Annotated in this window: 17 protein-coding genes; 14 read left to right on the forward strand and 3 right to left on the reverse strand. The window is 73.9% G+C overall.

The features are described 5' to 3' along the window. Window positions 1-44: 44 nt before the first annotated feature. From JNO44_RS30700 to JNO44_RS30710, 3 genes are all read left to right on the forward strand, one after another. Window positions 45-662 (forward strand): maleylpyruvate isomerase family mycothiol-dependent enzyme, encoded by a 618-nt coding sequence (locus tag JNO44_RS30700; RefSeq protein WP_205366939.1) that lies wholly within the window; start codon window positions 45-47, stop codon window positions 660-662. Between the two features lie 91 nt (window positions 663-753). Then, window positions 754-2262, forward strand: coding sequence for a tRNA (N6-isopentenyl adenosine(37)-C2)-methylthiotransferase MiaB (miaB, locus tag JNO44_RS30705; RefSeq protein ID WP_205370790.1), 1509 nt, complete (start codon window positions 754-756; stop codon window positions 2260-2262). Window positions 2263-2323: 61 nt separating this feature from the next. Beyond that, a complete protein-coding gene (locus tag JNO44_RS30710; protein ID WP_205366940.1) occupies window positions 2324-3046 on the forward strand; it encodes a class III extradiol dioxygenase subunit B-like domain-containing protein in 723 nt (240 codons plus the stop codon). 159 nt (window positions 3047-3205) lie between these two features. On the opposite strand, the gene JNO44_RS30715 is transcribed toward JNO44_RS30710, so the two are convergent. Beyond that, window positions 3206-3649: a hypothetical protein gene (locus JNO44_RS30715; RefSeq protein ID WP_205366941.1), complete on the reverse strand. Its 444-nt coding sequence runs from the start codon at window positions 3647-3649 to the stop codon at window positions 3206-3208. A gap of 181 nt (window positions 3650-3830) precedes the next feature. On the opposite strand from JNO44_RS30715, the gene miaA reads away from it, so the two are divergent. From miaA to hflX, 6 genes are all read left to right on the forward strand, one after another. Continuing rightward, entirely contained in the window at window positions 3831-4769 is a 939-nt protein-coding gene (miaA, locus tag JNO44_RS30720) for a tRNA (adenosine(37)-N6)-dimethylallyltransferase MiaA (protein ID WP_205366942.1), read from the forward strand. A 109-nt stretch (window positions 4770-4878) separates the two neighbouring features. Continuing rightward, complete coding sequence (locus JNO44_RS30725) at window positions 4879-5433, forward strand: hypothetical protein (protein ID WP_205370792.1); 555 nt, start codon at window positions 4879-4881, stop codon at window positions 5431-5433. An 88-nt stretch (window positions 5434-5521) separates the two neighbouring features. Further along, window positions 5522-6400: a diaminopimelate epimerase gene (gene dapF, locus JNO44_RS30730; RefSeq protein ID WP_205366943.1), complete on the forward strand. Its 879-nt coding sequence runs from the start codon at window positions 5522-5524 to the stop codon at window positions 6398-6400. Between the two features lie 208 nt (window positions 6401-6608). After that, window positions 6609-8771, forward strand: a complete 2163-nt coding sequence (locus tag JNO44_RS30735; RefSeq protein ID WP_205366944.1) for a RelA/SpoT family protein — start codon at window positions 6609-6611, stop codon at window positions 8769-8771. 136 nt (window positions 8772-8907) lie between these two features. Then, window positions 8908-10527 carry a M1 family metallopeptidase gene (locus tag JNO44_RS30740; RefSeq protein WP_205366945.1) on the forward strand — a complete coding sequence of 540 codons (1620 nt, stop codon included), beginning with the start codon at window positions 8908-8910 and terminating at the stop codon, window positions 10525-10527. 244 nt (window positions 10528-10771) lie between these two features. Further along, a complete protein-coding gene (gene hflX / locus JNO44_RS30745) occupies window positions 10772-12259 on the forward strand; it encodes a GTPase HflX (RefSeq protein WP_205366946.1) in 1488 nt (495 codons plus the stop codon). Between the two features lie 129 nt (window positions 12260-12388). On the opposite strand, the gene JNO44_RS30750 is transcribed toward hflX, so the two are convergent. After that, window positions 12389-13573, reverse strand: coding sequence for a trypsin-like serine peptidase (locus JNO44_RS30750; RefSeq protein ID WP_180990341.1), 1185 nt, complete (start codon window positions 13571-13573; stop codon window positions 12389-12391). 283 nt (window positions 13574-13856) lie between these two features. Between JNO44_RS30750 and JNO44_RS30755 the strand changes: the two genes are divergently transcribed. The 5 genes from JNO44_RS30755 to JNO44_RS30775 all read left to right on the forward strand — a co-directional run bounded on the left by JNO44_RS30755 (window position 13857) and on the right by JNO44_RS30775 (window position 21986). Continuing rightward, window positions 13857-15251 (forward strand): diaminobutyrate--2-oxoglutarate transaminase family protein, encoded by a 1395-nt coding sequence (locus tag JNO44_RS30755; protein WP_205366947.1) that lies wholly within the window; start codon window positions 13857-13859, stop codon window positions 15249-15251. Beyond that, on the forward strand, window positions 15248-17272 hold the full coding sequence (locus tag JNO44_RS30760) for an IucA/IucC family protein (protein ID WP_205366948.1): 2025 nt from the start codon (window positions 15248-15250) through the stop codon (window positions 17270-17272). The genes JNO44_RS30755 and JNO44_RS30760 overlap by 4 nt, the downstream gene beginning before the upstream one ends. A gap of 36 nt (window positions 17273-17308) precedes the next feature. Continuing rightward, the gene (locus tag JNO44_RS30765) at window positions 17309-17989 is read left to right on the forward strand and encodes a GNAT family N-acetyltransferase (protein ID WP_205366949.1); all 681 of its coding nucleotides are present in this window, start codon (window positions 17309-17311) and stop codon (window positions 17987-17989) included. 114 nt (window positions 17990-18103) lie between these two features. Next, window positions 18104-19927 (forward strand): IucA/IucC family protein, encoded by a 1824-nt coding sequence (locus tag JNO44_RS30770; protein ID WP_420882763.1) that lies wholly within the window; start codon window positions 18104-18106, stop codon window positions 19925-19927. A gap of 61 nt (window positions 19928-19988) precedes the next feature. Next, window positions 19989-21986 carry an ATP-dependent DNA helicase gene (locus JNO44_RS30775; protein ID WP_205366951.1) on the forward strand — a complete coding sequence of 666 codons (1998 nt, stop codon included), beginning with the start codon at window positions 19989-19991 and terminating at the stop codon, window positions 21984-21986. A gap of 90 nt (window positions 21987-22076) precedes the next feature. Here the strand turns inward: JNO44_RS30775 and lexA are convergent, their stop codons facing one another. Beyond that, window positions 22077-22874 carry a transcriptional repressor LexA gene (lexA, locus tag JNO44_RS30780; RefSeq protein ID WP_073449226.1) on the reverse strand — a complete coding sequence of 266 codons (798 nt, stop codon included), beginning with the start codon at window positions 22872-22874 and terminating at the stop codon, window positions 22077-22079. Window positions 22875-23219 lie beyond the last annotated feature (345 nt).

Here is a 23219-nt window from a genome sequence, read left to right on the forward strand (position 1 = left end):
CCGGCCCACCGCATACCGGGCCGCACCGGACCCGGGGAGCAACGATGGACATCCGCGCCGCGATCGCCGCCGAACGCCGCGAGCTTGCCGACGTGCTGGACGCCCTCTCGCCCGAGCAGTGGGACGCGCCCTCACTGTGCGCGGGCTGGCGGGTCCGCGAGGTGGCGGCCCACATGTCGCTGGGCTTCCGCTACTCCTTCCCCAAGATCGCCGCCGAGCTCCTCAAGGCCCGCGGCAGCCTGCACCGGATGACCGACCGCTGCGCCCGCAAGGACGCCGCTGCCCTCTCGCCGGCCGCCCTCGCCGCGGCCCTGCGGGACAACGCGCACCACCCCTGGACCCCACCGGTCGGCGGCTTCGAGTCGGCCCTGGGCCACGACGTCGTGCACGGCCTCGACATCGCCCTCCCGCTCGGCCTGGACCGCCGCGTCCCCGAGGACCGGCTGCGGGTCCTGCTCGCCGGCATCACCCCGCGCGGCGCGAAGTTCTTCGGCGCCGACCTCGATGGCGTCGCCCTGCGCGCCGACGACCTGGACTGGTCCTACGGCACCGGGACCCCGCTCCGCGGCGCCGCCCAGGACCTCCTGATGGTCGCCTTCGGCCGGAAGCTCCCACCGGGCCGGCTGCACGGCGAGGCGCGGTCCCGTTTCGCCACGGCCTGAGCCCGTGCCGCCCCCGTGGTCGCGCTCCGCGACCACGGCCGCAGAGCACCCCGGCAAGAGCCCGTACCCTGGACGGGTGAGCGGTAACGACGTGGCCGGTGGAGCAGGGGCCGAAGTGAAAACGTACGAGGTGCGCACCTACGGGTGCCAGATGAACGTCCATGACTCCGAGCGGCTCTCGGGCCTGTTGGAGGACGCGGGCTACGTACGGGCCCCGGAGGGCACCGACGAGGGCGACGCCGACGTCGTCGTCTTCAATACCTGCGCGGTGCGCGAGAACGCCGACAACCGGCTGTACGGCAACCTCGGCCGGCTCGCGCCGATGAAGGCCCGCCGCCCCGGCATGCAGATCGCGGTCGGCGGCTGCCTGGCCCAGAAGGACCGCGACACCATCGTCAAGAAGGCGCCCTGGGTGGACGTCGTCTTCGGCACGCACAACATCGGCAAGCTGCCGGTCCTCCTGGAGCGTGCCCGCGTCCAGGAGGAGGCGCAGGTCGAGATCGCCGAGTCGCTGGAGGCGTTCCCCTCGACGCTGCCGACCCGCCGGGAGAGCGCCTACGCGGCCTGGGTCTCCATCTCCGTCGGCTGCAACAACACCTGCACGTTCTGCATCGTCCCGGCGCTGCGCGGCAAGGAGAAGGACCGCCGGCCCGGCGACATCCTCGCCGAGGTCGAGGCGCTGGTCGCCGAGGGCGTCTCCGAGATCACCCTGCTCGGCCAGAACGTCAACGCCTACGGCTCCGACATCGGCGACCGCGAGGCGTTCAGCAAGCTGCTGCGGGCCTGCGGGAAGGTCGAGGGGCTGGAGCGGATCCGCTTCACCTCCCCGCACCCGCGCGACTTCACCGACGACGTGATCGCGGCGATGGCCGAGACGCCCAGCGTCATGCCGCAGCTGCACATGCCGCTGCAGTCCGGCTCCGACACCGTCCTGAAGGCGATGCGCCGCTCCTACCGCCAGGAGCGCTACCTCGGGATCATCGAGAAGGTGCGCGCCGCCATCCCGCACGCGGCGATCACCACCGACATCATCGTCGGCTTCCCCGGCGAGACCGAGGAGGACTTCGAGCAGACCCTGCACGTCGTCCGCGAGGCCCGGTTCGCCCAGGCGTTCACCTTCCAGTATTCCAAGCGCCCCGGCACCCCCGCCGCCGAGATGGCCGACCAGATCCCTAAGAAGGTCGTGCAGGCCCGCTACGAGCGCCTGGTCGCCCTCCAGGAGGAGATCTCCTGGGAGGAGAACAAGAAGCAGGTCGGCCGCACCCTGGAGCTGATGGTCGCGGAGGGCGAGGGCCGCAAGGACGACGCCACCCACCGGCTCTCCGGCCGTGCCGCCGACAACCGCCTGGTGCACTTCACCAAGCCGGACGAGCCGGTGCGCCCCGGCGACGTGGTCACCGTCGAGGTCACCTACGCCGCCCCGCACCACCTCCTCGCCGAGGGCCCGGTCCTGGGCGTGCGCCGCACCCGCGCCGGCGACGCCTGGGAGAAGCGGCAGGCCGCCGAGGCCGCCAAGCCGGCCGGGGTGCTGCTGGGCCTGCCGAAGGTCGGCGTCCCCGCGCCGCTGCCGGCCGCCGCACCCGGCTGCGGCTGCGACTGACCCCGGCCGCTCCCGGTCGACCGGCGGCCCTGCGCGGCGGCCCGGGCGTTACGCTGCGTGCATGCTCGTAGCCGCCGCCATCTGCCCCTGTCCGCCGCTGCTCGTCCCCGACGTCGCCGCCGGCGCCGCACCGGAGCTGGACCCGGTGCGCGCCGCCTGCCTGGACGCCGTCGGGGTGCTCGCCGCGGCCCGGCCCGACCGGCTGGTCGTGCTGGGCCCGGCCGCCGACGAGAGCGGCGAGGGACGGTATCCGCAGGGCGCCCCCGGCTCGTTCCGCGGCTTCGGGGTGGACCTCGACGTGACGCTGGGCGCCGCCGACGGCGCGGTGCCGGCGCCCGGGCGGCAGCTGCCGCCGTCGCTGGCCGTCGGCGCCTGGCTGCTGTCCCGTACGGCCTGGTCCGACGCACCCGTGGAGGCGCTGGGGGTGGCCGAGCGACTGCCCGGCGACCGCTGCCGCCCACTGGGCCGGGAACTCGCCGGGTCCGCTTCCCGGGTGGCGCTCCTGGTGCTCGGCGACGGCAGCGCCCGCCGCTCGATCAAGGCGCCGGGCTACTTCGACGAGCGGGCCGAGGCGTTCGACGCCGACGCGGCCCGCGCCCTGGGAACCGCCGACACCACCGCGCTGGCCGCCCTGGACGACCGGCTGGCCGCCGACCTGCTCGCGTCCGGACGGTCCTGCTGGCAGGTCCTGGCCGGCGCCGCCGAGGGCGCCGGGCTGCGCGGCCAACTGCTGCGCGAGGAGGCCCCGTACGGCGTCGGCTACATGGTGGCGGCCTGGACGTGATCCCGCGCGGCCGGGCGGTCTAGGGCGTCCCGGTGTCGTCCTCTGCGTCCTCTGCGCTTCCGGCGGTTCTTGCTTTTCCGGTCGCGCACGCCGCGGCGCGGCGGACCCGGGGGAGCCGGAGCGCCCCGCGTCCGCCGCGCCGCGGCTGTCGACGGTCGGCTACTTCCGCGTGCCGCCGCCCGCCTCGCTGTCCACCGCGGGCTCCACGGCCTGCTGCCGCGGGATCCCGGCGGCACCGTCCGCGGCGCCGGTCCCGGCGGGCGCCGGCTCCGCGCCGTCCGCCGCCGTGCCGGCTTGCTCCGGGGCGGCCTGCTCCGCCCCCTCCGCGGTGACCCCGGCGCCCTGCGCCGCGTCCTCCTCCGCCGTGTCGGCCTCCTCGGGCGGCTCCGCCGCGCCGTCCGCCGCCGGATCCCCCGCGGCGTCCTCCGGTGCCTCCGCCGCCTCCGTTGCCGTCTCCGCCGGCGCTTGCGCCGCGGTCTCGGCCGGTTCCGGGGCGGCGGTCCCGTCCGCCCCCGACGTCTCCTCCGCCGCAGCCTCCTCCACCGCGGCACTCTCCTCCGCCGCGTCGGACTTGCGCCGGCGGAACCGCGAAAACACGCCCATAACTGCTCCTACACTCCTCATGTGGGCGAAATCCCTCATCGCCCGGAGCGTCCCCTTGCGCCGCCCGACGGGCCCCGGCAGCGCACCGGCGTTCGGGATCTCGCTTCAGGCAACGATGCCGTCCGTGCCCCGTCACGTCGCTCGTTCGAGATGGCACCGGGAGGTTTGCGAGACTGACGGGGTGAACACCGTCGCCCCCGCTCCGCGGGTCATCGCCGTCGTCGGCCCCACCGCGGCCGGAAAGTCCGATCTGGGCGTCGCGCTCGCCCGGCACCTGGGCGGTGAGGTGATCAACGCCGACTCCATGCAGCTCTACCGCGGCATGGACATCGGCACCGCCAAACTCACCCCCGAGGAGCGAGGGGGCGTCCCGCACCACCTCCTCGACATCTGGGATGTCACCCGCGCGGCCAACGTCGCCGAGTACCAGCGGCTGGCCCGCGCCGAGATCGACCGGCTGTTGGCCGAGGGGCGCACCCCGGTCCTGGTCGGCGGCTCCGGCCTCTACGTCCGCGGCGCCCTGGACGTCCTGGACTTCCCCGGCACCGACCCCGCCGTGCGCGCCCGCCTGGAGGCCGAGCTCGCCGAGCAGGGCAGCGGTGCCCTGCACGCCCGGCTCGCCGCCGCCGACCCGGAGGCGGCCCGCGCCATCCTGGCCAGCAACGGCCGCCGGATCGTGCGCGCCCTGGAGGTCATCGAGCTCACCGGCCGCCCGTTCACCGCCAACCTCCCGCGCCACGAAGCGATCTACGACACCCTGCAGATCGGCGTGGACGTCGAGCGCCCCGAGCTCGACGAGCGGATCGCCACACGGGTCGACCGGATGTGGGAGGCCGGCCTGGTCGACGAGGTGCGCGGACTGGAGGCCGAGGGGCTGCGCGAGGGCCTCACCGCCTCGCGGGCGCTCGGGTACCAGCAGGTCCTGGCGTACCTGGCGGGGGAGTGCACCGAGCAGGCGGCGCGCGACGAGACGGTGCGCGCCACCAAGCGCTTCGCGCGCCGTCAGGACTCGTGGTTCCGCCGGGACCCGCGGGTCCACTGGCTCAGCGGCGCCGCCGACCGACGGGCCGACCTCCCGTCCCTGGCACTGGCGTTGCTCGAACGACCGGTCACAGCCTGATCACGTCATGGCATCGGGACGCTCCGGCCGTCATCCGGGCCCCTGAGGGCGTGTCATCATCGACCATCGATCGAGGCGTGCAAGCTGGCAGTGGGGAGGGCGCGTGGCAATGGAGGCCGGCCCTCGCAACCGAGCCCAACAACCGGACCGGGACGGTGCCGGGGCGGCGGCGCAGGCCGCGGACGGCCCGGCCGTGCACGACGCCCGCCCCGAGCCGGACGACCGCCTCCACACCCCCGAAGACGGCATCCCCGACGGCCACCCGGCCACCCTCGACGCCTCGGACGGCCCCGACGCGGAGCCCGGCCAGGCCCCCGAGGGCGGCGAGTCCTTCCGCGACCTGCGCCCGCCCCGGCGGCTGCGGTTGTGGCAGCTCGCCCCGATAGTGGCGCTGGCCGCCGTCGGCTCGCTGATGTTCGCCTTCCCGCTGGCCTTCGAGTTCGGCGGCGACGGCGGCGCGGTGATCGCCATGCTCGGCCTGCTGCTGTGCTGCTGCGCCGCCGGCGCGGGCATGATGGCGGCCCGCCGGGTCGGCCATACCTGGCCCGGCCTCCCGGTCCGCGGCTCCGGGCGCCGCGCCAGCTGGCGGGTGGTCCTCCTGTACGCGGCCGTGGTCGCCGTCCTCGCCGCACTGGCGATCTGGCGGGTGGCCCGCCTCCGCTGAGGCCCCGCTCCCCGGCCCGGCGCCCCCCTGGGCTGCCGCGGCCCGGCCCCGACCGGCCGATGCTCCGCCCTCCCCGTAGGATTCAGGGGTGAACAGCACGCAGCGCATCGCCTTCCTCAAGGGCCACGGCACCGAGAACGACTTCGTGATCGTCCCGGATCCGGACGGCCGGATCGACCTGCCCTCGACCGCCGTCGCCCGGCTCTGCGACCGCCGCGCCGGAGTGGGCGGCGACGGGCTGCTGCACGTGGTCCGGTCCGCCGCGCACCCGGAGGCGCGGGCGATGGCCGACGACGCCGAGTGGTTCATGGACTACCGCAACGGCGACGGCACGATCGCCGAGATGTGCGGCAACGGCCTCCGGGTCTTCGCCCGCTACCTCCTGTACGCCGGGCTGGTCGAGGCCGGCGACGTCGCGATCGCCACCCGCGCCGGGGTGCTCCGGGTGCACCTCGCCAAGACCGGCGACGTGACCGTCTCCATGGGGCGCGCCGTGCTCCCCGAGGACGGCGTGGTGGTCGAGGTCGGCGGGCGCAGCTGGCCGGCCCGCAACGTCAACATGGGCAACCCGCACGCCGTCGCGTTCGTCGAGGACCTGGCGCACGCCGGTGAGCTGCGGGAACAGCCGGAGTTCGGCCCGGCCGCGGTGTACCCGGACGGTGTGAACATCGAGTTCGTCGTGGACCGCGGCCCGCGCCACGTGGCGATGCGGGTGCACGAGCGGGGCTCCGGCGAGACCCGTTCCTGTGGCACCGGTGCCTGTGCGGTGGCCGTCGCCACGGCCCGCCGGGACGGCCTGGACCCGGCCGCGACCGGCACCCCGGTGACGTACGTCGTCGATGTGCTGGGCGGCAGCCTGACCATCACCGAGCTGCCGGACGGCACGGTCGAGATGACCGGTCCGGCCGTGATCGTGGCCGAGGGCACCTTCGCGCCGGAGTGGCTGGCGGGCGCGTTCGCCGGCTGACGGGCGCCGGAGCACGCCCCTCGCCCAGGGGAAGCGGTTTCGGCGAGGAGAAACGATTCCGGCCAGAAAGTTCCCTCGAATGGGTGATCCGTTTCACGCTGAGCGAGAGGCGGACAGCACTGCGTGATGGGCTCGGTAGCATCAAGCACCGGCCCAGGCGCCCGAACTGACGGCGTCCCACCGCCGGTCGACGCCGCCGGAGGTGCCCATGAGCGCAGAGGCCACGAACCCTGGTAACCCTGAAGCAGCGGACCGCCGGCGCGGCCGCCCCGGGCCGGCGCTCCGGGGGCTCCGCCGCATCGGCCGCGCCGCACTCCTCGGCCCCGCCCCCCGCGACGGGCTGCCGGACGCCCTGGAACACGTCGCCAAGGTGCACCGCCACCACCACCCCGACGCCGATCTGGACACCCTCAGCAGGGCGTACCAACTCGCCGAGTCCTCGCACCGCGGCCAAATGCGCAAGAGCGGCGAGCCGTACATCACCCACCCGCTCGCGGTCACCCTGATCCTCGCCGAACTGGGCGCGGAAACCACGACGTTGACCGCCTCCCTGCTCCACGACACCGTCGAGGACACGGATGTGACGCTGGATCAGGTGCGGGCCGAGTTCGGCACCGAGGTCTGCTACCTGGTCGACGGCGTCACCAAACTGGAGAAGGTCGACTACGGCACGGCGGCCGAGCCGGAGACCTTCCGCAAGATGCTCGTCGCCACCGGGAACGACGTCCGGGTGATGTCCATCAAGCTCGCCGACCGGCTGCACAACATGCGCACCCTCGGCGTGATGCGCCCGGAGAAGCAGGCCCGGATCGCCGGGGTCACCCTCGACGTGCTGATCCCGCTCGCCGAACGCCTCGGCGTCCAGGCGCTCAAGACCGAGCTGGAGGACCTGGTCTTCGCGATCCTGCACCCCGAGGAGTACGCCGAGACCCGGCGCCTGGTGGAGAAGTACCGCGGCCACCCCGACCCGCTCGCCGCGATCGCCGCCCGGGCCCGGACGATCCTGGCCGACGCCGGCATCGACGCCCAAGTCCTCGTCCGGCCACGGCACTTCGTCTCCGTGCACCGGGTCCTGCTGGCGCGCGGCCGGATCACCGGCGCGGACCTGGGGCGGCTGCTGGTCCTGGTGGCCGAGGACGCCGACTGCTACGCCGTGCTCGGGGAGCTGCACACCTGCTTCACCCCGGTGGTCTCGGAGTTCAAGGACTTCATCGCGGCCCCCAAGTTCAACCTCTACCAGTCGCTGCACACCGCCATCGGCGGCGAGACCGGCGAGATCGCCGAGACCCTGATCCGCACCCACCGGATGCACCGGGTCGCCGAGGCCGGGGTGATCGCGCTGGGCAACCCCTACGCCCCCACCGACGGTGCGGACGCACCCGAGGGCGAACGGGCCGACCCCACCCGCCCCGGCTGGCTCGACCGGCTCCTGGAGTGGCAGCGCACCACCCCCGACCCCGACACCTTCTGGACCTCGCTCCGCGACGACCTCGCCCAGGACCGCGAGATCACCGTCTTCTGCACCGACGCCGCCGCGGACGGCCCGGCCGGCACCATCGGGCTGCCCGCCGGGGCGAGCTGCGTGGACGCGGCGTACGCCAAGCACGGCGAGGCCGCGCACGGCTGCATCGGCGCCCGGGTCAACGGCCGCCTCGCCACGCTCGGCACCGTCCTGCACGACGGCGACAACCTCCACCTGCTGATGGCCCAGGACTCCGCCGGACCCTCGCCGGAGTGGCTCGACCACACCCGCACCCCCGCCGCCCGACTCGCCATCTCCCGCTGGCTGGCCCGGTCCCAGGGCACCGGCGAGCCGCCCGCCGCGCCCGCCGGGAGGCGCGGCGAACGCCGCCGGGTGCCGGCCCACCGCCCGGCCGGCCCGGACCGCGCCGGGGCCGCCTCCGGCCTGGTGCTGGCCGACCTGCCCGGCGCCACCGTCCGGCTGGCCGGCTGCTGCACCCCGGTGCCGCCGGACACCGTCACCGGCTTCGCGGTCCGCGGCGGCACGGTCACCGTGCACCGCGCCCTGTGTCCGGCGGTGGCCCGGATGGCGGCGATGGGCCGGCAGCCGGTCGGGGTGCGCTGGCGGGGCGCGGCCAAGGGCGGCCACGGCTGCCGGGTGACGCTGCTGGCCAAGGCGTTCAGCCGGCCGCACCTGCTGCCCGACCTCACCGAGGCGATCGCCGCCCAGGGCGCCGCGGTGGTCTCCGCCGCCGTCGAACCCCCGCACGAGCAACTGGTCCGGCACACCTACACCCTCCACCTGCCCAACGCCGCCGGACTGCCCTCCCTGATGCGCGCCATGCGCCAGGTCCCCGGCGTCTTCGACGTGGTCCGGGCCGCCACGGCGGTGCGTACGGGGAACTGCTGACCCCGTTCCCGGAACCCGCCCGTCCGACGGCAGAACGCGCGCGCGGGCGCAAGCGGACGGGCGAGCAGCCGCTCGTTCGGGTGCCGTCCAGCCGTGCCGTCCACGGGCGGGCGGGCCGCGCTGATACCGGTAGCCCATGTCCCTTCCCTTGCGCCGTCCGTCCGGCGAGCCCGACGGGCCAGCCGCCGACCGTTCCGCCCTCGACCGGGACCGCCCCCGCGCGCGCCGCGGCCGGATCCCCCGCCGGGCCGCCGCCCTCGGCCTCGCCGTCGCCGCCACGATTGCCGCGGCCGCGCCGCAGCCCGCCGAGCCGCTGGGAATCGGCGACCGCCTCTTCCCGATGCTCGGCAACCCCGGCTACCACGTCACCTCGTACGACATCTCCCTGGACTACTCGGGCCACAACGACCGTCCGATGGACGTGGTCACCGTGATCAAGGCCCGGGCCACCGCCAACCTCGACCGGCTCAACCTCGACTTCGCCGACGGAACCGTGCGTTCCGTCCTCGTCGACGGCCAGCCCGCCCGGCACGAGCAGGCCGGCGAGGACCTGGTCCTCACCCCCGCCTCGCACATCCACCCCGGGCAGGACCTGCGGATCGTCGTCCACCACACCAGCGACCCGCGCGGCAGGGGCGACGGCGGCTGGATCCGCACCACCGACGGACTGGCGATGGCCAACCAGGCGGACGCCGCGCACCGGGTCTTCCCGTGCAACGACCACCCCTCCGACAAGGCCGAGTTCACCTTCCACATCACCACGCCCGAGGGCCTGGTGGCGGTCGCCAACGGGCTGCCGGTCGGCGAGGGCACCCGCGGCGCGCGCCGCACCTGGACGTACCGCACCGCCCACCCCATGGCCACCGAACTGGCGCAGATCTCCATCGGGCGGTCCAGCGTCGTCAACCACCGCGGCCCGCACGGGCTGCCGCTGCGCGACGTCGTCCCGTCCTCGGCCCGGCTCCCGCTGACCCGCTGGCTCGCCAAGACGCCGGACCAGATGGCCTGGATGGAGAGCAAGGTCGGACCGTTCCCGTTCGAGGCGTACGGGGTGCTGATCGCCGACGCCAGCACCGGCTTCGAGCTGGAGACCCAGACCCTCTCGCTCTTCGAGAAGCGCCTGTTCACCACCGTCCAGCTGCCCGACTGGTACGTGGAGTCGGTGATGGTGCACGAGCTGTCCCACCAGTGGTTCGGCGACAGCGTCAGCCCCCGCCGGTGGTCCGACGTCTGGCTCAACGAGGCCCACGCCACTTGGTACGAGGCCCTCTACGCCGACGAGAAGGGCGACCACCGCGCCTCCCTGGAGACCCGGATGCGACACGCCTACGAGGCGTCCGACGGCTGGCGCGCGGAGGGCGGCCCGCCCGCCCTGCCCAAGGTCCCCGACAAGGGCAGGAAGACCGGCATCTTCCGCCCGGTGATCTACGACGGCAGCGCCCTGGTCCTGTACGCCCTGCGGCACAAGATGGGGAAGGCCGGCTTCGAGCGCCTGGAGAGGGAGTGGGTGGCCAAGCACCGCGACGGGGTGGCCGGCACCGCCGACTTCATCGACCTCGCCTCCCAGATCTACGGCCACAACCTCTCCGGCTTCTTCTGGGACTGGCTGTACGGCGCCAAGACCCCGCCGATGCCCGGCCACCCGGATTGGAAGCAGCAGCAGGTCAAGAAGGCCCCGGCGGACGGCGGCAAGCAGCAGTCCGCTGAGCGGCACGTGGCGACCACGCCCGGTGCGCCGCACCTGCACAAGGGGTGACCGCCGCCCGGAGCGGACGGCACGCGGGCCGTGCGGGCGGTACCGGCCCGCACGGCGCACCCGGTGGACACCGGAAACCCGCGTGACGTCCGTCTCCGGGCCGTGCGACCATCAACGGGCCGACACCGGCCGCACCGGGAATCTCCGGGGCGGCCCGGACGTTGAGCAGATCGAACGGCAGAGCCATACCAGTCCCGACGGGACCGCCCGGTCCCCGGGGGCTTCCTACGACGCAAAGGATCAAATGACCTCCTCTTCTTCCCTTCCGCAGGACCGGCAGCGCCTCCCCGAGAGCCTTCGGGCCGACGCCCTGATGGAAGAGGACGTCGCCTGGAGCCACGAGATCGACGGGGAGCGCGACGGCGACCAGTACGACCGCTCCGACCGTGCGTCGCTGCGCCGCGTCGCCGGACTCTCCACCGAGCTCGAGGACGTCACCGAGGTCGAGTACCGCCAGCTGCGCCTGGAGCGCGTGGTGCTCGTCGGCGTCTGGACGTCCGGGACGGTGCAGGACGCGGAGAACTCCCTCGCCGAGCTGGCCGCGCTGGCCGAGACCGCCGGTGCCCTGGTGCTCGACGGCGTCGTCCAGCGTCGCGACAAGCCGGACCCGGCCACCTACATCGGCTCGGGCAAGGCCCTGGAGCTGCGGGACATCGTGCTCGAATCCGGGGCCGACACCGTGGTGTGCGACGGTGAGCTCTCCCCGGGCCAGCTGATCCACCTGGAGGACGTCGTCAAGGTCAAGGTGGTCGACCGGACCGCCCTGATCCTCGACATCTTCGCCCAGCACGCCAAGTCCCGGGAGGGCAAGGCGCAGGTCTCGCTGGCGCAGATGCAGTACATGCTCCCCAGGCTCCGCGGCTGGGGCCAGTCGCTGTCCCGGCAGATGGGTGGCGGTGGCTCCGGTTCGACGGGCGGCGGCATGGCCACCCGTGGTCCCGGTGAGACCAAGATCGAGATGGACCGGCGGCGGATCCGCGAGAAGATGGCGAAGATGCGCCGGGAGATCGCGGAGATGAAGACCGGCCGGGACGTCAAGCGCCAGGAGCGCCGACGCAACAAGATCCCCTCGGTCGCCATCGCCGGCTACACCAACGCCGGCAAGTCCTCCCTGCTCAACCGCCTCACCGGCGCCGGTGTCCTGGTGGAGAACGCCCTGTTCGCCACCCTGGACCCGACCGTCCGGCGGGCCGAGACCCCCAGCGGGCGGCTGTACACCCTCGCCGACACCGTCGGCTTCGTCCGCCACCTGCCGCACCACCTCGTCGAGGCGTTCCGCTCCACGATGGAGGAGGTCGCCGACGCCGACATCATCCTGCACGTGGTGGACGGCTCGCACCCGGTGCCGGAGGAGCAACTGGCGGCGGTCCGCGAGGTGATCCGCGACGTGGGCGCCACCGAGGTGCCCGAGATCGTGATCGTCAACAAGGCCGACGCGGCCGATCCGTTGACCCTCCAGCGGCTGCTGCGCCAGGAGAAGCGCGCCCTGGTGGTCTCCGCCCGCACGGGCGAGGGCATCGCGGAGCTGCGGGACCTGCTCGACGCGGAACTCCCGCGCCCCCAGGTCGAGATCGAGGTGCTGGTGCCCTACACCAAGGGCGCCCTGGTCTCGCGGGCGCACGCCGAGGGCGAGGTCATCTCCGAGGAGCACACCGGCGAGGGCACGGTCCTCAAGGCCCGGGTCCACGAGGAACTGGCCGCCGAGTTCCGCCCGTTCCTCCCCGCCGCCTGACGGCCCGGACCCGCACGCGCGCTGGACGCGGCGAAGGCCCGTCCCCGGTTTCCCGGGGGCGGGCCTTCGCCGTTGTCGTGGGTGCTGTCACGGGCGGGCGGCGTCGTCGCCCGCCCGCTCACGTCGTTGCTACTGGTTCGCCCACTTCTTGCTCATCGCGTCGAAGATGGACTTGGCCTCGGTGCCCAGGTGCGGGCCGGCCAGCCACTGGGCCGGACGCGGCCCCATCGACGTGTTGGAGACCAGCACCGGCTTGCCGTCCGCGCCCTTGATGAACCAGGGGCCACCGGACGAACCACCGGTCATGGTGCAGCCGATCCGGTACATGGTCGGCTTCTTGGCGTCCAGCGTCAGCCGGGTCGGCTTGTCGGTGCAGGACTGCTGCGTTGCACCGTCGAACGGCGGCTCGGCCGGGTAGCCCTGCGCCGTCAGGCTGGAGATCTTCGTCATCGCCGGGGCGCCGAAGTCCACCGCGTAGGCGCTGCCGGCCATCTCCTCCAGCGACTTGCCGCCGGTGCTCTCCTCCGGCTTCACGTGCATCAGCGCGAAGTCGTACGGCGCCATCGGCACGCCCGGGACGGCGCCGCCGTCGGCGATCCACTCCTTGGTCGTCGCCATGTCGTCCGCCCACCACTTGCCGGACGGGACGCGGTCCTCGAACGGGGTGGTCTTCATCTGGGCGGCCGACGCGCCGGTCCGGTTGAAGTTCGGCACGAACATCATGTTGCGGTACCAGCCGCCGTCCTTGCCGGCGTGCACGCAGTGCGCCGCGGTCCAGACGAGGTTGGACTTGCCCGGGTGTGCCGGGTCCTTGACGACGGTGGCGGAGCAGCGCGACTCGCCCTTGGGCGTGCTGAACAGCAGCAGGCCCACGCCGGGCGCGGTGGAGGTGTAGGGCGTCTTCACCGAGCGCGCGGGGACCGCGGTCGGCTCGGGGTCGGTCTTGCCCTGGTCCTCGGTGATGTCCGAGGGCTTGCTCGGGTCCTGGGGCGGCTTGACCTTATTGATCTTGTCCGGGTCCCAGAAGTTCTTGATGACCGGGTTGATGAACTCGCCGGCTTCGCGAAGCCACTTGTCCTTGTCCCAGTTCTTCCACTCCCCGTTCTTCCACTTGTCCAGGTCGACGCCGTGTTCCTTCAGCTTGTCCTGGAGCTCCTTGGGGATCTTGATCGCACCCCCGCCCGTGGTGTCCTGGGACGACGCGGTCGGCTTGGCATCCGCGTTGTCGCCCGACGGCCCGCAGCCGGTCGCGGTCAGCGCCACGACGGCGGTGAGGGCGGCGGCGGCCAGCACTGGCCGACGTATCGATCGCATGGGTGGTTCTCCCCCTGTGTCAAACGGACTGAGTCGGAGCGGCTCATGAGCGGAGCCCCGGTCCGGTTCTTGTCATGAACGGCAAGACCCGGGTGCAGCCCCCCACTATGCCGGTGTCCGGGGGGACGGCGGTACTCGGGTCCCCGGTTCCCGGCCGTCAAGGATCTTGACGTGGCCCGTGTTCCCGCGCGGGTGGCGTCGTTGGTACGTACGGGGGACGGCCGGGCTGCCCGCCGGGCCCGCGCGGTATCCAGCAGTTCACCAGCAGGAGGACACAACTGCCGTGGCGTTGACCGAAACCGTGCCGGCGGCCGCGCCGCCGGCCCACGAGGGAATCCTGCGCCGCCAGGCCCTGCGTGAGTCCGCCGCCCGTACGTATGCGCGCTCGCTGCCGATCGTCCCGGTGCGCGCCCGCGGGCTGACCATCGAGGGCGCCGACGGCCGGCGCTATCTCGACTGCCTCTCCGGTGCCGGCACCCTGGCGCTGGGCCACAACCACCCCGTGGTCCTGGAAGCCATCCGTACCGTCCTCGACTCCGGTGCACCGCTGCACATCCTCGACCTCGCCACCCCGGTCAAGGACGCCTTCACCACGGAACTCTTCGCCTCCCTGCCCGAGGAGTTGGCCGAAAAGGGCAGGATCCAGTTCTGCGGCCCGGCCGGCACCGACGCCGTCGAGGCCGCCTTCACCCTCGTCCGCACCGCCACCGGCCGGGACGGCCTGGCCGCGTTCTCCGGCGCCTACCACGGCATGACCGCGGACGCCCTGGCCGCCTCCGGGGGCGCCCGGCACATCGGCGTGACCCGGCTGCCCTACCCCTACGCCTACCGCTGCCCCTTCGGCGTCGGCGGCGAGCGCGGCGCCGAACTCTCCGCGCGCTGGACCGAGAACCTCCTCGACGACCCCAAGGGCGGGGTGCCCCGGCCCGCCGGGATGATCCTCGAACCGGTCCAGGGCGAGGGCGGCGTGATCCCCGCCCCGGCCGACTGGCTGCGCCGGATGCGGGAGCTCACCACCGCCCGCGGCATCCCGCTCATCGTCGACGAGGTGCAGACCGGCGTCGGCCGCACCGGCACCTTCTGGGCCGTCGAACAGAGCGGCATCGTCCCCGACGTCCTCGTCCTGTCCAAGGCGATCGGCGGCAGCCTCCCGCTCGCGGTCATCGTCTACCGCGAGGAGCTGGACGCCTGGCGCCCCGGCGCGCACGCCGGCACCTTCCGCGGCAACCAACTCGCCATGGCCGCCGGCACCGCCACCCTCGCCTACGTCCGCCGCAACGGCCTCGCCGGCCGCGCCGCGGAGCTCGGCGCCACGATGCTCACCCGGCTCCGCGAGCTCGCCGCCGCCCATGACTGCATCGGCGACGTCCGCGGCCGCGGTCTGATGCTCGGCATCGAGATCGTCGACCGCGACGCCGACGCCGACCCGCTGGGTGCCCGCCCCGCCGACCCGGCGCTGGCCGCCGCCGTCCAACAGGCGTGCCTGGACCGCGGCCTGATCGTCGAACTCGGTGGCCGGCACTCAGCCGTCGTCCGGCTGCTGCCGCCCCTGACCCTCACCGACGAACAGGCGGACGCGGTCCTCGACCGCCTCGCCGACGCCATCGCGGCGGCCGTCCGCACCGCCCCCGGGCCCACGGGCTCGTCCCCCACGACACTGCGAGGCACCCCCGCATGAACGAACGCCCCGGCCCCGACGCCGCCCACGCGGCCGAACGGCTCCCCCTCCCGCACCAGGGGGCCGGCCTCATCGAGCCGTCCGTCCCGCGCCAGCAGCGCCGCCCCGGCGACGACACCTGCCACCAGCAGACCCCGGCCGCCGGCCGCCGCGTCCCCGGCGCGCACGACCCCGTGCGCCACCCCGACGCCGACCCCCTGGACCACCCGGACCCGGCCGTCGCCGCCGACGCCGCCGGCATCGAGAACCTCCTCCGCTGCTGGCTGCGCGAGCACGGCACCGCCCGCCCGGCCGGCGGCCGGCTGCGCCTCCCGCTGCACGCCAGCGCCACCGCCCTGCACATCCCGGTCCGCTACTGGTCACCCACCGGCTGGCACCGCCTGGGTGCCCCCACCCTGGAGGGCACCCCGCCCGGCTCGGCCCCGCTGGACGCCGTCACCCTCGCCGCCCTGCTGCGCCGCGAGGCCGCGCACGGCGGTGACCGGCGCGCCTCGGACGGCGGCGAACACCGGGTCGCCGACGGCGACGAACCGCCCGCCGCGGACGACGCCCCGCAGGCCCCGGACGGCGACGGCGCCGAACTCGTCGGCCGGGTCGCCAACTCCGTGCGCACCACCGCCCTGTTCATCGCCGACCGGCGCGCCCGCCCCGCCGAGGAACAGGGCTCCCGTTTCCTCGAAGCCGAGCAGTCGCTCCTCCTGGGCCACCCCCTGCACCCCACGCCCAAGAGCCGCGAGGGCCTCACCGACGCCGAGACCGTCGCCTACTCGCCCGAACTCCGCGGCGCCTTCCCGCTGCACTGGGTGGCCGTCCACCCCGACGCGGTCGCCGCCGACTCCGCCTGGACCGAGCGCGGCCGCACGGTGCCGGCGGGGCAACTCACCGCCGAACTGGCCGGCGAGGGCCTGCCGCTCCCCGACGGCACGGTGCCCCTGCCGCTCCACCCCTGGCAGGCCCGCGACCTCGCCACCCGCCCGGAGACCGCCGCGCTGCGCGACGCCGGACTGCTGCACGACCTCGGCCCGTACGGCCCCCGCTGGTACCCCACCTCCTCCGTCCGCACGGTCTGCCGCCCCGGGGCGCCCGCCATGCTCAAGCTCTCCCTGGGCCTGCGGATCACCAACTCCCGCCGGGAGAACCTCCGCAAGGAGCTGATCCGCGGCGTCGAGGTCCACCGGCTGCTGCGCACCGGCCTGGCCGCGCAGTGGCGGGCCGCCTTCCCCGGCACCCCCGGCTTCGACATCGTCCGCGACCCCGCCTACCTCGCCGTCGACGGGCCGGACGGCACCCCCGTCCAGGGCCTCGACGTGGTCATCCGCCACCAGCCCTTCGGCCCCGCCGACGACGCCGTCTGCATCGCCGGACTCACCGCGCCCCGCCCCTGGCCCGGCCACGGCGCGATGCGCTCCCGCCTGGAGAGCGTGGTCGGCGCGCTCAGCGCCCGCACCGGGCGGCCGGCCGGCGCGGTGGCCACGGAGTGGTTCCTGCGCTACCTCGAAGCGGTGGTCCGGCCCGTCCTGTGGCTCGACGGGACGGCCGGCGTCGCCCTGGAGGCCCACCAGCAGAACACCCTCGTCCTGCTGGACGCCGACGGCTGGCCGGCCGGCGGCCGCTACCGCGACAACCAGGGCTACTACTTCCGGACCTCCCGCCGCGCCGAACTGGAGAGCCGGCTGCCCGGCATCGGCACCGCCAGCGACACCTTCGTCGCCGACGACGTCACCGACGAGCGGTTCGCCTACTACCTCGGCATCAACAACGTCCTCGGCCTCATCGGGGCGTTCGGCGCGGCCCGCCTGATCCGCGAGGAGGTGCTGCTCGCCGCCTTCCGACGGTTCCTCGTCGATGCCGCCGCCGCGCCCCGGGCGCACCGCTCCACCCTGCCGGAGCGACTGCTCTCCGCCCGCACCCTGCGCTGCAAGGCCAACCTCGCGACCAGGCTGCACGGCCTGGACGAACTGGTCGGCCCGGTCGACACCCAGTCCGTCTACGTCACCCTGTCCAATCCGCTCGCGCTCTAGGCCCTGCTGTCCCCCAGCCCCACAGGAGAGCGTCACGTGCCACCCACCGATTCCGGCCCCACCACCGCGCCGGACGACACCTTCGGCGACCGGCTCGCGCCCCACCCCGGCGCGGCGCCGCCCGCAGCCCCCACCCCGGCCGCGGGCCCGTTGCTGGACGACCTGGCCGGCTGGCCACCGGCCGACACTCCCGCCGGGACGTTCGCCCTCGTCCCGGTGGACCTCGACCGCGATCTGGACCGCATCGTCGCCTGGATGAACGATCCGGCTGTCGCCGCCTTCTGGGAACTGGCCGGCCCCCCGGAGACCGCCGCCGCCCATCTGCGCCCCCAACTGGACGGCGACGGCCGCAGCGTGCCGTGCCTGGGCGTGCTGGACGGCGTCCCGATGAGCTACTGGGAGATCTACCGCGCCGATCTGGACCGGATCGCCCGCTACTACCGGGCCCGCCCCCACGACACCGGCATCCACCTGCTCATCGGCGGCACCGGCGACCGCGGCCGCGGCCTCGGCACGACGCTGCTGCGCGCCACCGCCGACCTCGTCCTCGACCACCGCCCGCGGTGCGGGCGCGTCCTCGCCGAACCGGACCTGTGCAACACCGGCTCCGTGGCGGCGTTCCTGAGCGCCGGCTTCCGCTACGCCGAGGAGATCGAACTCCCCGAGAAACGCGCGGCGTTGATGATCCGCGACCGCGCCCACCGCCACCTGCTCTGACCCCGGGGCCGTCCGTCGACGGCCCCGGCCCGGTCCGCCATCCATCCCGCCGGCCCGGTTGTCCCCCGCACGTGCCGGTCCGGTCCCGTCCCGAGGAGTCCCACCTTGTCTCCTGTGTCCCGTCCCTCCGCTCCCGCCGCCTCAGCTCCCGCCGACCGCCGTGCCCCGTCCGCCACGACCGGGCACACCCCGTCGCACGACGCCTGGCAGCGCGCCGCCCGCCGGCTCTTCGCCAAGACCCTCGCGGAGTTCGCCTACGAGGAGATCCTCGTCCCCGAACCCGACGGCACCGCTCCCGACGGCAGCCCCCGCTACCGCCTACGGGTCACCGACGACCTCACCTACCGCTTCACCGCCCGCAGAAGCGCCTACGGGCACTGGCGCGTCGACCCCCACTCGATCGCCCCGCACGCCGATCCGCTGCGCTTCCTCACCCACGCCCACGACACCGTCCTGAGCCTGTCCGGCGACACCACCGGCCACCTCATCCGCGAGCTGACCGCCACCCTCGCCGCCGACACCCGCCTGGACGCCACCGCGCTCAGCGCCGCGGAACTCGCCGACCTGGACTACGCCGCCCTCGAAGGCCACCAGACCGGCCACCCCTGGCTCGTCGCCAACAAGGGCCGCCTCGGCTTCTCCGCCGCCGACGCCGAGACCTGGGCCCCCGAGGCCCGCACCCCGCAGCGGCTGCCCTGGCTCGCCGCGCACCGTCGCCTCGCCCACTACCGCGGCGTCCCCGCCCTGGCCACCCCCGACCGCCTCTACGGCGAGGAACTCGCCCCGGCCACCCGGCGCGCCTTCGCCGCCACCCTGACCGACGCCGGCCGTGACCCGGCCGACTACCTCTACCTCCCCGTGCACCCCTGGCAGTGGGACGAGACCATCGCCCCGCTCTTCGCCCCGCAACTCGCCGACGGATCCCTCGTCCCGCTGCCCAGCGACAACGACCTGCGGCTCCCGCAGCAGTCGATCCGCACCTTCCTCAACCTCACCCGCCCCCGGGCGCGCACCGTCAAGCTGCCGCTGTCCATCCTCAACACCCTGGTCTGGCGCGGCCTGCCCACCGAGCGGACCCTGGCCGCCCCCGCCGTCACCGCCTGGGTGCACGGCCTGCGCGACGGCGATACGTATCTGCGCGACGAGACCCGGGTGATCCTGCTCGGCGAGACCGCCTCGGTCACCGTCGAGCACCCCCTCTACGACCGGTTGCCCGGCGTCCCCTACCAGTACAAGGAACTGCTCGGCTGCATCTGGCGGGAGCCGCTCGCCGGCCGGCTCGACCCGGGGGAGCGGGCCCGCACCCTGGCCTCCCTGCTGCAGACCGACCCCGCCGGCCGCGCCCTGACCGCGGAGCTGGTGCACCGCTCCGGCCTGGACCCGCGGGACTGGTTGGCCCGGCTGTTCGGCGCGCTGCTGCCGCCCCTGCTGCACTTCCTCTACCAGTACGGCACGGTCTTCTCCCCGCACGGCGAGAACGCCATCGTGGTCTTCGACGAGGACGACGTCCCCACCCGGCTGGCCATGAAGGACTTCGTCGACGATGTCAACACCAGCGCCCAGCCGCTGCCCGAGCAGGACACCATGCCGGACGACGTCCGGGCGGTGCTGCTGACCGAACCCCCGGCGTTTCTCACCCAGTTCATCCACTCCGGCCTGTTCGTCGGCGTCTTCCGCTATCTGGCGCCGCTGTGCGAGGAGCAACTCGGCGTCCCCGAAGGAGAGTTCTGGTCACTCGTCCGGGCGGAGATCCTGCGCCACCACGAGCGGTTCCCGCACCTCAAGGAGCGGCAGGAGACCTTCGACCTGCTCACCCCGAAGATCGAGCGGCTCTGTCTGAACCGCAACCGGCTGCATGTGGACGGTTACCGCGACCGTCGCGACCGCCCGCACGCCGCCGTGCACGGCACCGTCCCCAACCCCCTGTACGCACCGTGATCGCTGCCCGCCCCGTGATCGCCCCGCGCTGTCGGTGGTCCCGCGTAGGCTTGCAAGCGCTATGACGAAGCCCTCTCTCCCCGATCTGCTCCACGCCGCCGTCTCCGCCGTCGGCGGCACCGAGCGGCCCGGCCAGGTGGCCATGGCCGAGGCCGTCGCCGAGGCCGTGGACGACCAGGCCCATCTGCTGGTGCAGGCCGGCACCGGCACCGGAAAATCCCTCGGCTATCTGGTGCCGGCGCTGGCCCACGGCGAGAGGGTGGTGGTCGCCACGGCCACCCTCGCCCTCCAGCGCCAGCTCGTCGAGCGCGATCTGCCGCGGACGGTCGAGGCGCTGCATCCGCAGCTGCGCCGCCGGCCGCAGTTCGCGATGCTCAAGGGCCGCTCCAATTACCTCTGCCTGCACCGCCTCCACGAGGGCGCCCCGCAGGACGAGGAGGACGGCCTCTTCGACGTCTTCGAGCAGGCGACGCCGACCAGCAAGCTGGGCAAGGACCTGCTGCGGCTGCGCGACTGGGCGGACGAGACCGAGACCGGCGACCGCGACGATCTTTCCCCCGGCGTCTCGGACCGCGCCTGGGGCCAGGTCTCGGTCTCCTCCCGGGAGTGCCTGGGCGCCTCGAAGTGCGCGTACGGCGCGGAGTGCTTCGCCGAGGCGGCCCGGGAGCGGGCCAAGCTCGCCGATGTGGTGATCACCAACCACGCGCTGCTGGCGATCGACGCCATCGAGGGCGCCCCGGTCCTGCCGCAGCACGAGGTCCTGATCATCGACGAGGGCCATGAGCTGGTCTCCCGGGTCACCGGCGTGGCCACCGGCGAACTCACCCCCGGCCAGGTCAACCGCGCCGTACGGCGCGCCGCCAAGCTGGTCGACGAGAAGGCCGCCGATCAGCTCCAGACCGCCGCCGAGACCTTCGAGCGGCTGATGGAGCTGGCGCTGCCCGGCCGCCTGGAGGAGATCCCCGAGGAGCTGGCGTACTGCCTGATGGCGCTGCGGGACGCGGCCCGCACGGTGATCGTCGCGCTCGGCTCGACCCGCGACAAGTCCGTCCAGGACGAGGACGCGGTCCGCAAGCAGGCCCTGGCCGCGGTGGAGAACGTCCACGACGTCGCCGAGCGGATCGCGAACGGCTCCGAGTACGACGTGGTCTGGTACGAGCGCCATGAGCCCCGCGGCGGAGCCGTACCCCGCTTCAGCGGGGCGTCGTTGCGGGTGGCGCCGCTGTCGGTCTCCGGTCTGCTGCGGGAGAAGCTCTTCACCGACCGCTCCGTGGTGCTGACCTCCGCCACGCTCAAGCTGGGCGGCGACTTCAACGGCGTGGCCGCCTCGCTGGGCCTGGGCCCGGAGGGCACCGCGGGCGAGGACGAGCCGGTCTGGAAGGGCCTGGACGTCGGATCGCCGTTCGACTACGGCAAGCAGGGCATCCTCTACGTCGCCAAGCACCTCGCCCAGCCGGGTCGGGAGGGCAGCCGCACCGACATGCTCGACGAGCTGGCGGAGCTCATCGAGGCGGCCGGCGGCCGGACGCTGGGGCTGTTCTCGTCGATGCGGGGCGCCCAGGCCGCGGCGGAGGCGATGCGCGGCCGGCTCGACATGCCGATCCTCCTCCAGGGCGAGGAGACCCTCGGCGAGCTGATCCGGACGTTCGCCGCGGACGCCCGGACGTGCCTGTTCGGCACCCTGTCGCTGTGGCAGGGCGTGGACGTCCCGGGCCCGAACTGTCAGCTGGTGGTCATGGACCGGGTGCCCTTCCCGCGGCCGGACGATCCGCTGATGAGCGCCCGGCAGAAGGCCGTGGAGGAGGCCGGCGGCAACGGCTTCATGGCGGTCGCGGCGACACATGCCGCGCTGCTGATGGCGCAGGGGGCGGGCCGCCTGGTCCGGGCCACCGGCGACCGCGGCGTGGTCGCGGTGCTGGACCCGCGCGTGGAGCGGGCCCGCTACGGCTCCTTCCTCCGCAAGTCCATGCCGGACTTCTGGTACACCACCGACCGCAATCAGGTCCGCCGCTCGTTGGCCGCCATCGACAAGGCGGCCAGGGAGACGGCGGGGGAGTAGCCGGGGAGCGGTGCCCGCCCGGACAGCGCAGAGCCCCGGGACGGAACCGGCGCAGTGGTTCCGTCCCGGGGCTCGGTCGTGGGGGCGCGGTCAGACCCGGCGCAGCACCGCCACCACCTTGCCGAGGATGGTCGCCTCGTCGCCGGGGATGGGCTGGTACGCGGCATTGTGCGGCAGCAGCCATACGTGGCCGTCCTCGCGCTTGAAGCGCTTGACGGTCGCCTCGCCGTCGAGCATGGCGGCGACGATGTCGCCGTTCTCGGCGACCGGCTGGCGGCGGACGGTGACCCAGTCGCCGTCGCAGATCGCCGCCTCGATCATGGAGTCGCCCACGACCTTCAGCACGAACAGCTCGCCGTCGCCGACCAGCTGACGGGGCAGGGGGAAGACGTCCTCGACGGACTCCTCGGCAAGGATCGGGCCGCCGGCCGCGATCCGGCCGACCAGCGGCACGTAGGACGCGGCGGGCTTGCCGGCGGTCTCCGTCGCCGCGCTCGTCGGCTGGTCCGAGGCGCGGACCTCGTACGCCCGCGGGCGGTGCGGGTCGCGGCGCAGGAAGCCCTTCCGCTCCAGGGCCATCAGCTGGTGGGCGACGGAGGAGGTGCTGGAGAGCCCGACGGCCTGGCCGATCTCCCGCATGGACGGGGGATATCCGCGCCGCTGCACCGAATCCCGGATCACTTCGATCACCCGGCGCTGGCGGTCGGTGAGCCCGGAACTGTCGGCGCGAATGCCCGGGGGGCGCCCCGGCAGCGAACGGGTCGGCTTGTGCTCTTCGGAGTCCGACGTGGTGTCTTCCATCGTCCGCGGTGCCCTTTGCGGTTGCTCGAATCGGCTCTGGGAGTGGCTTTGTGCGGTGATGGTCGCGCTGTCTGCGGTGGTGGTCACGTCGGCCCCTCTCGAAATGTTCTCCCTAGTTAGCCAACGGTAGTTGCTTTCGAAAGGTTGCGCCAAACACACGTTCGAGTGAAAAATTCCGCGATTGGCTGACCTGATCAAGTGCCGCGGTGTATGGCCGAATGGCAATTCGGGCCTCCGGGACGTCCTGCCCCGGATTCCTGTCCGAAATGCCGGCCGGAACCCGTCCCGAAAAGCGTGGGACGGTGCCGCGGGGGAGGAGCGCCGCGACGTGGCCGATTGTGTCATCCCCGCCCCTCCGGCCCCCGCGCCGGGTGGCTTCCCGTACCCTCTTGGACGGCCCGCCGTCCCTCCCGTCGCCCGACCTCCACCCCC

The sequence above is a fragment of the Streptomyces noursei genome (assembly GCF_016917755.1).
GTDB lineage: Bacteria > Actinomycetota > Actinomycetes > Streptomycetales > Streptomycetaceae > Streptomyces > Streptomyces yunnanensis.

What these genes read in the sequence shown, in the direction of transcription:
- JNO44_RS30715 (WP_205366941.1), bottom strand. Translation starts at nt 3,649, where the DNA reads ATGGGCGTGTTTTCGCGGTTCCGCCGGCGCAAGTCCGACGCGGCGGAG.
- JNO44_RS30700 (WP_205366939.1), top strand. Translation starts at nt 45, where the DNA reads ATGGACATCCGCGCCGCGATCGCCGCCGAACGCCGCGAGCTTGCCGAC.
- JNO44_RS30750 (WP_180990341.1), bottom strand. Translation starts at nt 13,573, where the DNA reads ATGCGATCGATACGTCGGCCAGTGCTGGCCGCCGCCGCCCTCACCGCC.
- JNO44_RS30740 (WP_205366945.1), top strand. Translation starts at nt 8,908, where the DNA reads ATGTCCCTTCCCTTGCGCCGTCCGTCCGGCGAGCCCGACGGGCCAGCC.
- JNO44_RS30725 (WP_205370792.1), top strand. Translation starts at nt 4,879, where the DNA reads ATGGAGGCCGGCCCTCGCAACCGAGCCCAACAACCGGACCGGGACGGT.
- JNO44_RS30735 (WP_205366944.1), top strand. Translation starts at nt 6,609, where the DNA reads ATGAGCGCAGAGGCCACGAACCCTGGTAACCCTGAAGCAGCGGACCGC.
- JNO44_RS30775 (WP_205366951.1), top strand. Translation starts at nt 19,989, where the DNA reads ATGACGAAGCCCTCTCTCCCCGATCTGCTCCACGCCGCCGTCTCCGCC.
- hflX (WP_205366946.1), top strand. Translation starts at nt 10,772, where the DNA reads ATGACCTCCTCTTCTTCCCTTCCGCAGGACCGGCAGCGCCTCCCCGAG.
- JNO44_RS30760 (WP_205366948.1), top strand. Translation starts at nt 15,248, where the DNA reads ATGAACGAACGCCCCGGCCCCGACGCCGCCCACGCGGCCGAACGGCTC.
- JNO44_RS30710 (WP_205366940.1), top strand. Translation starts at nt 2,324, where the DNA reads ATGCTCGTAGCCGCCGCCATCTGCCCCTGTCCGCCGCTGCTCGTCCCC.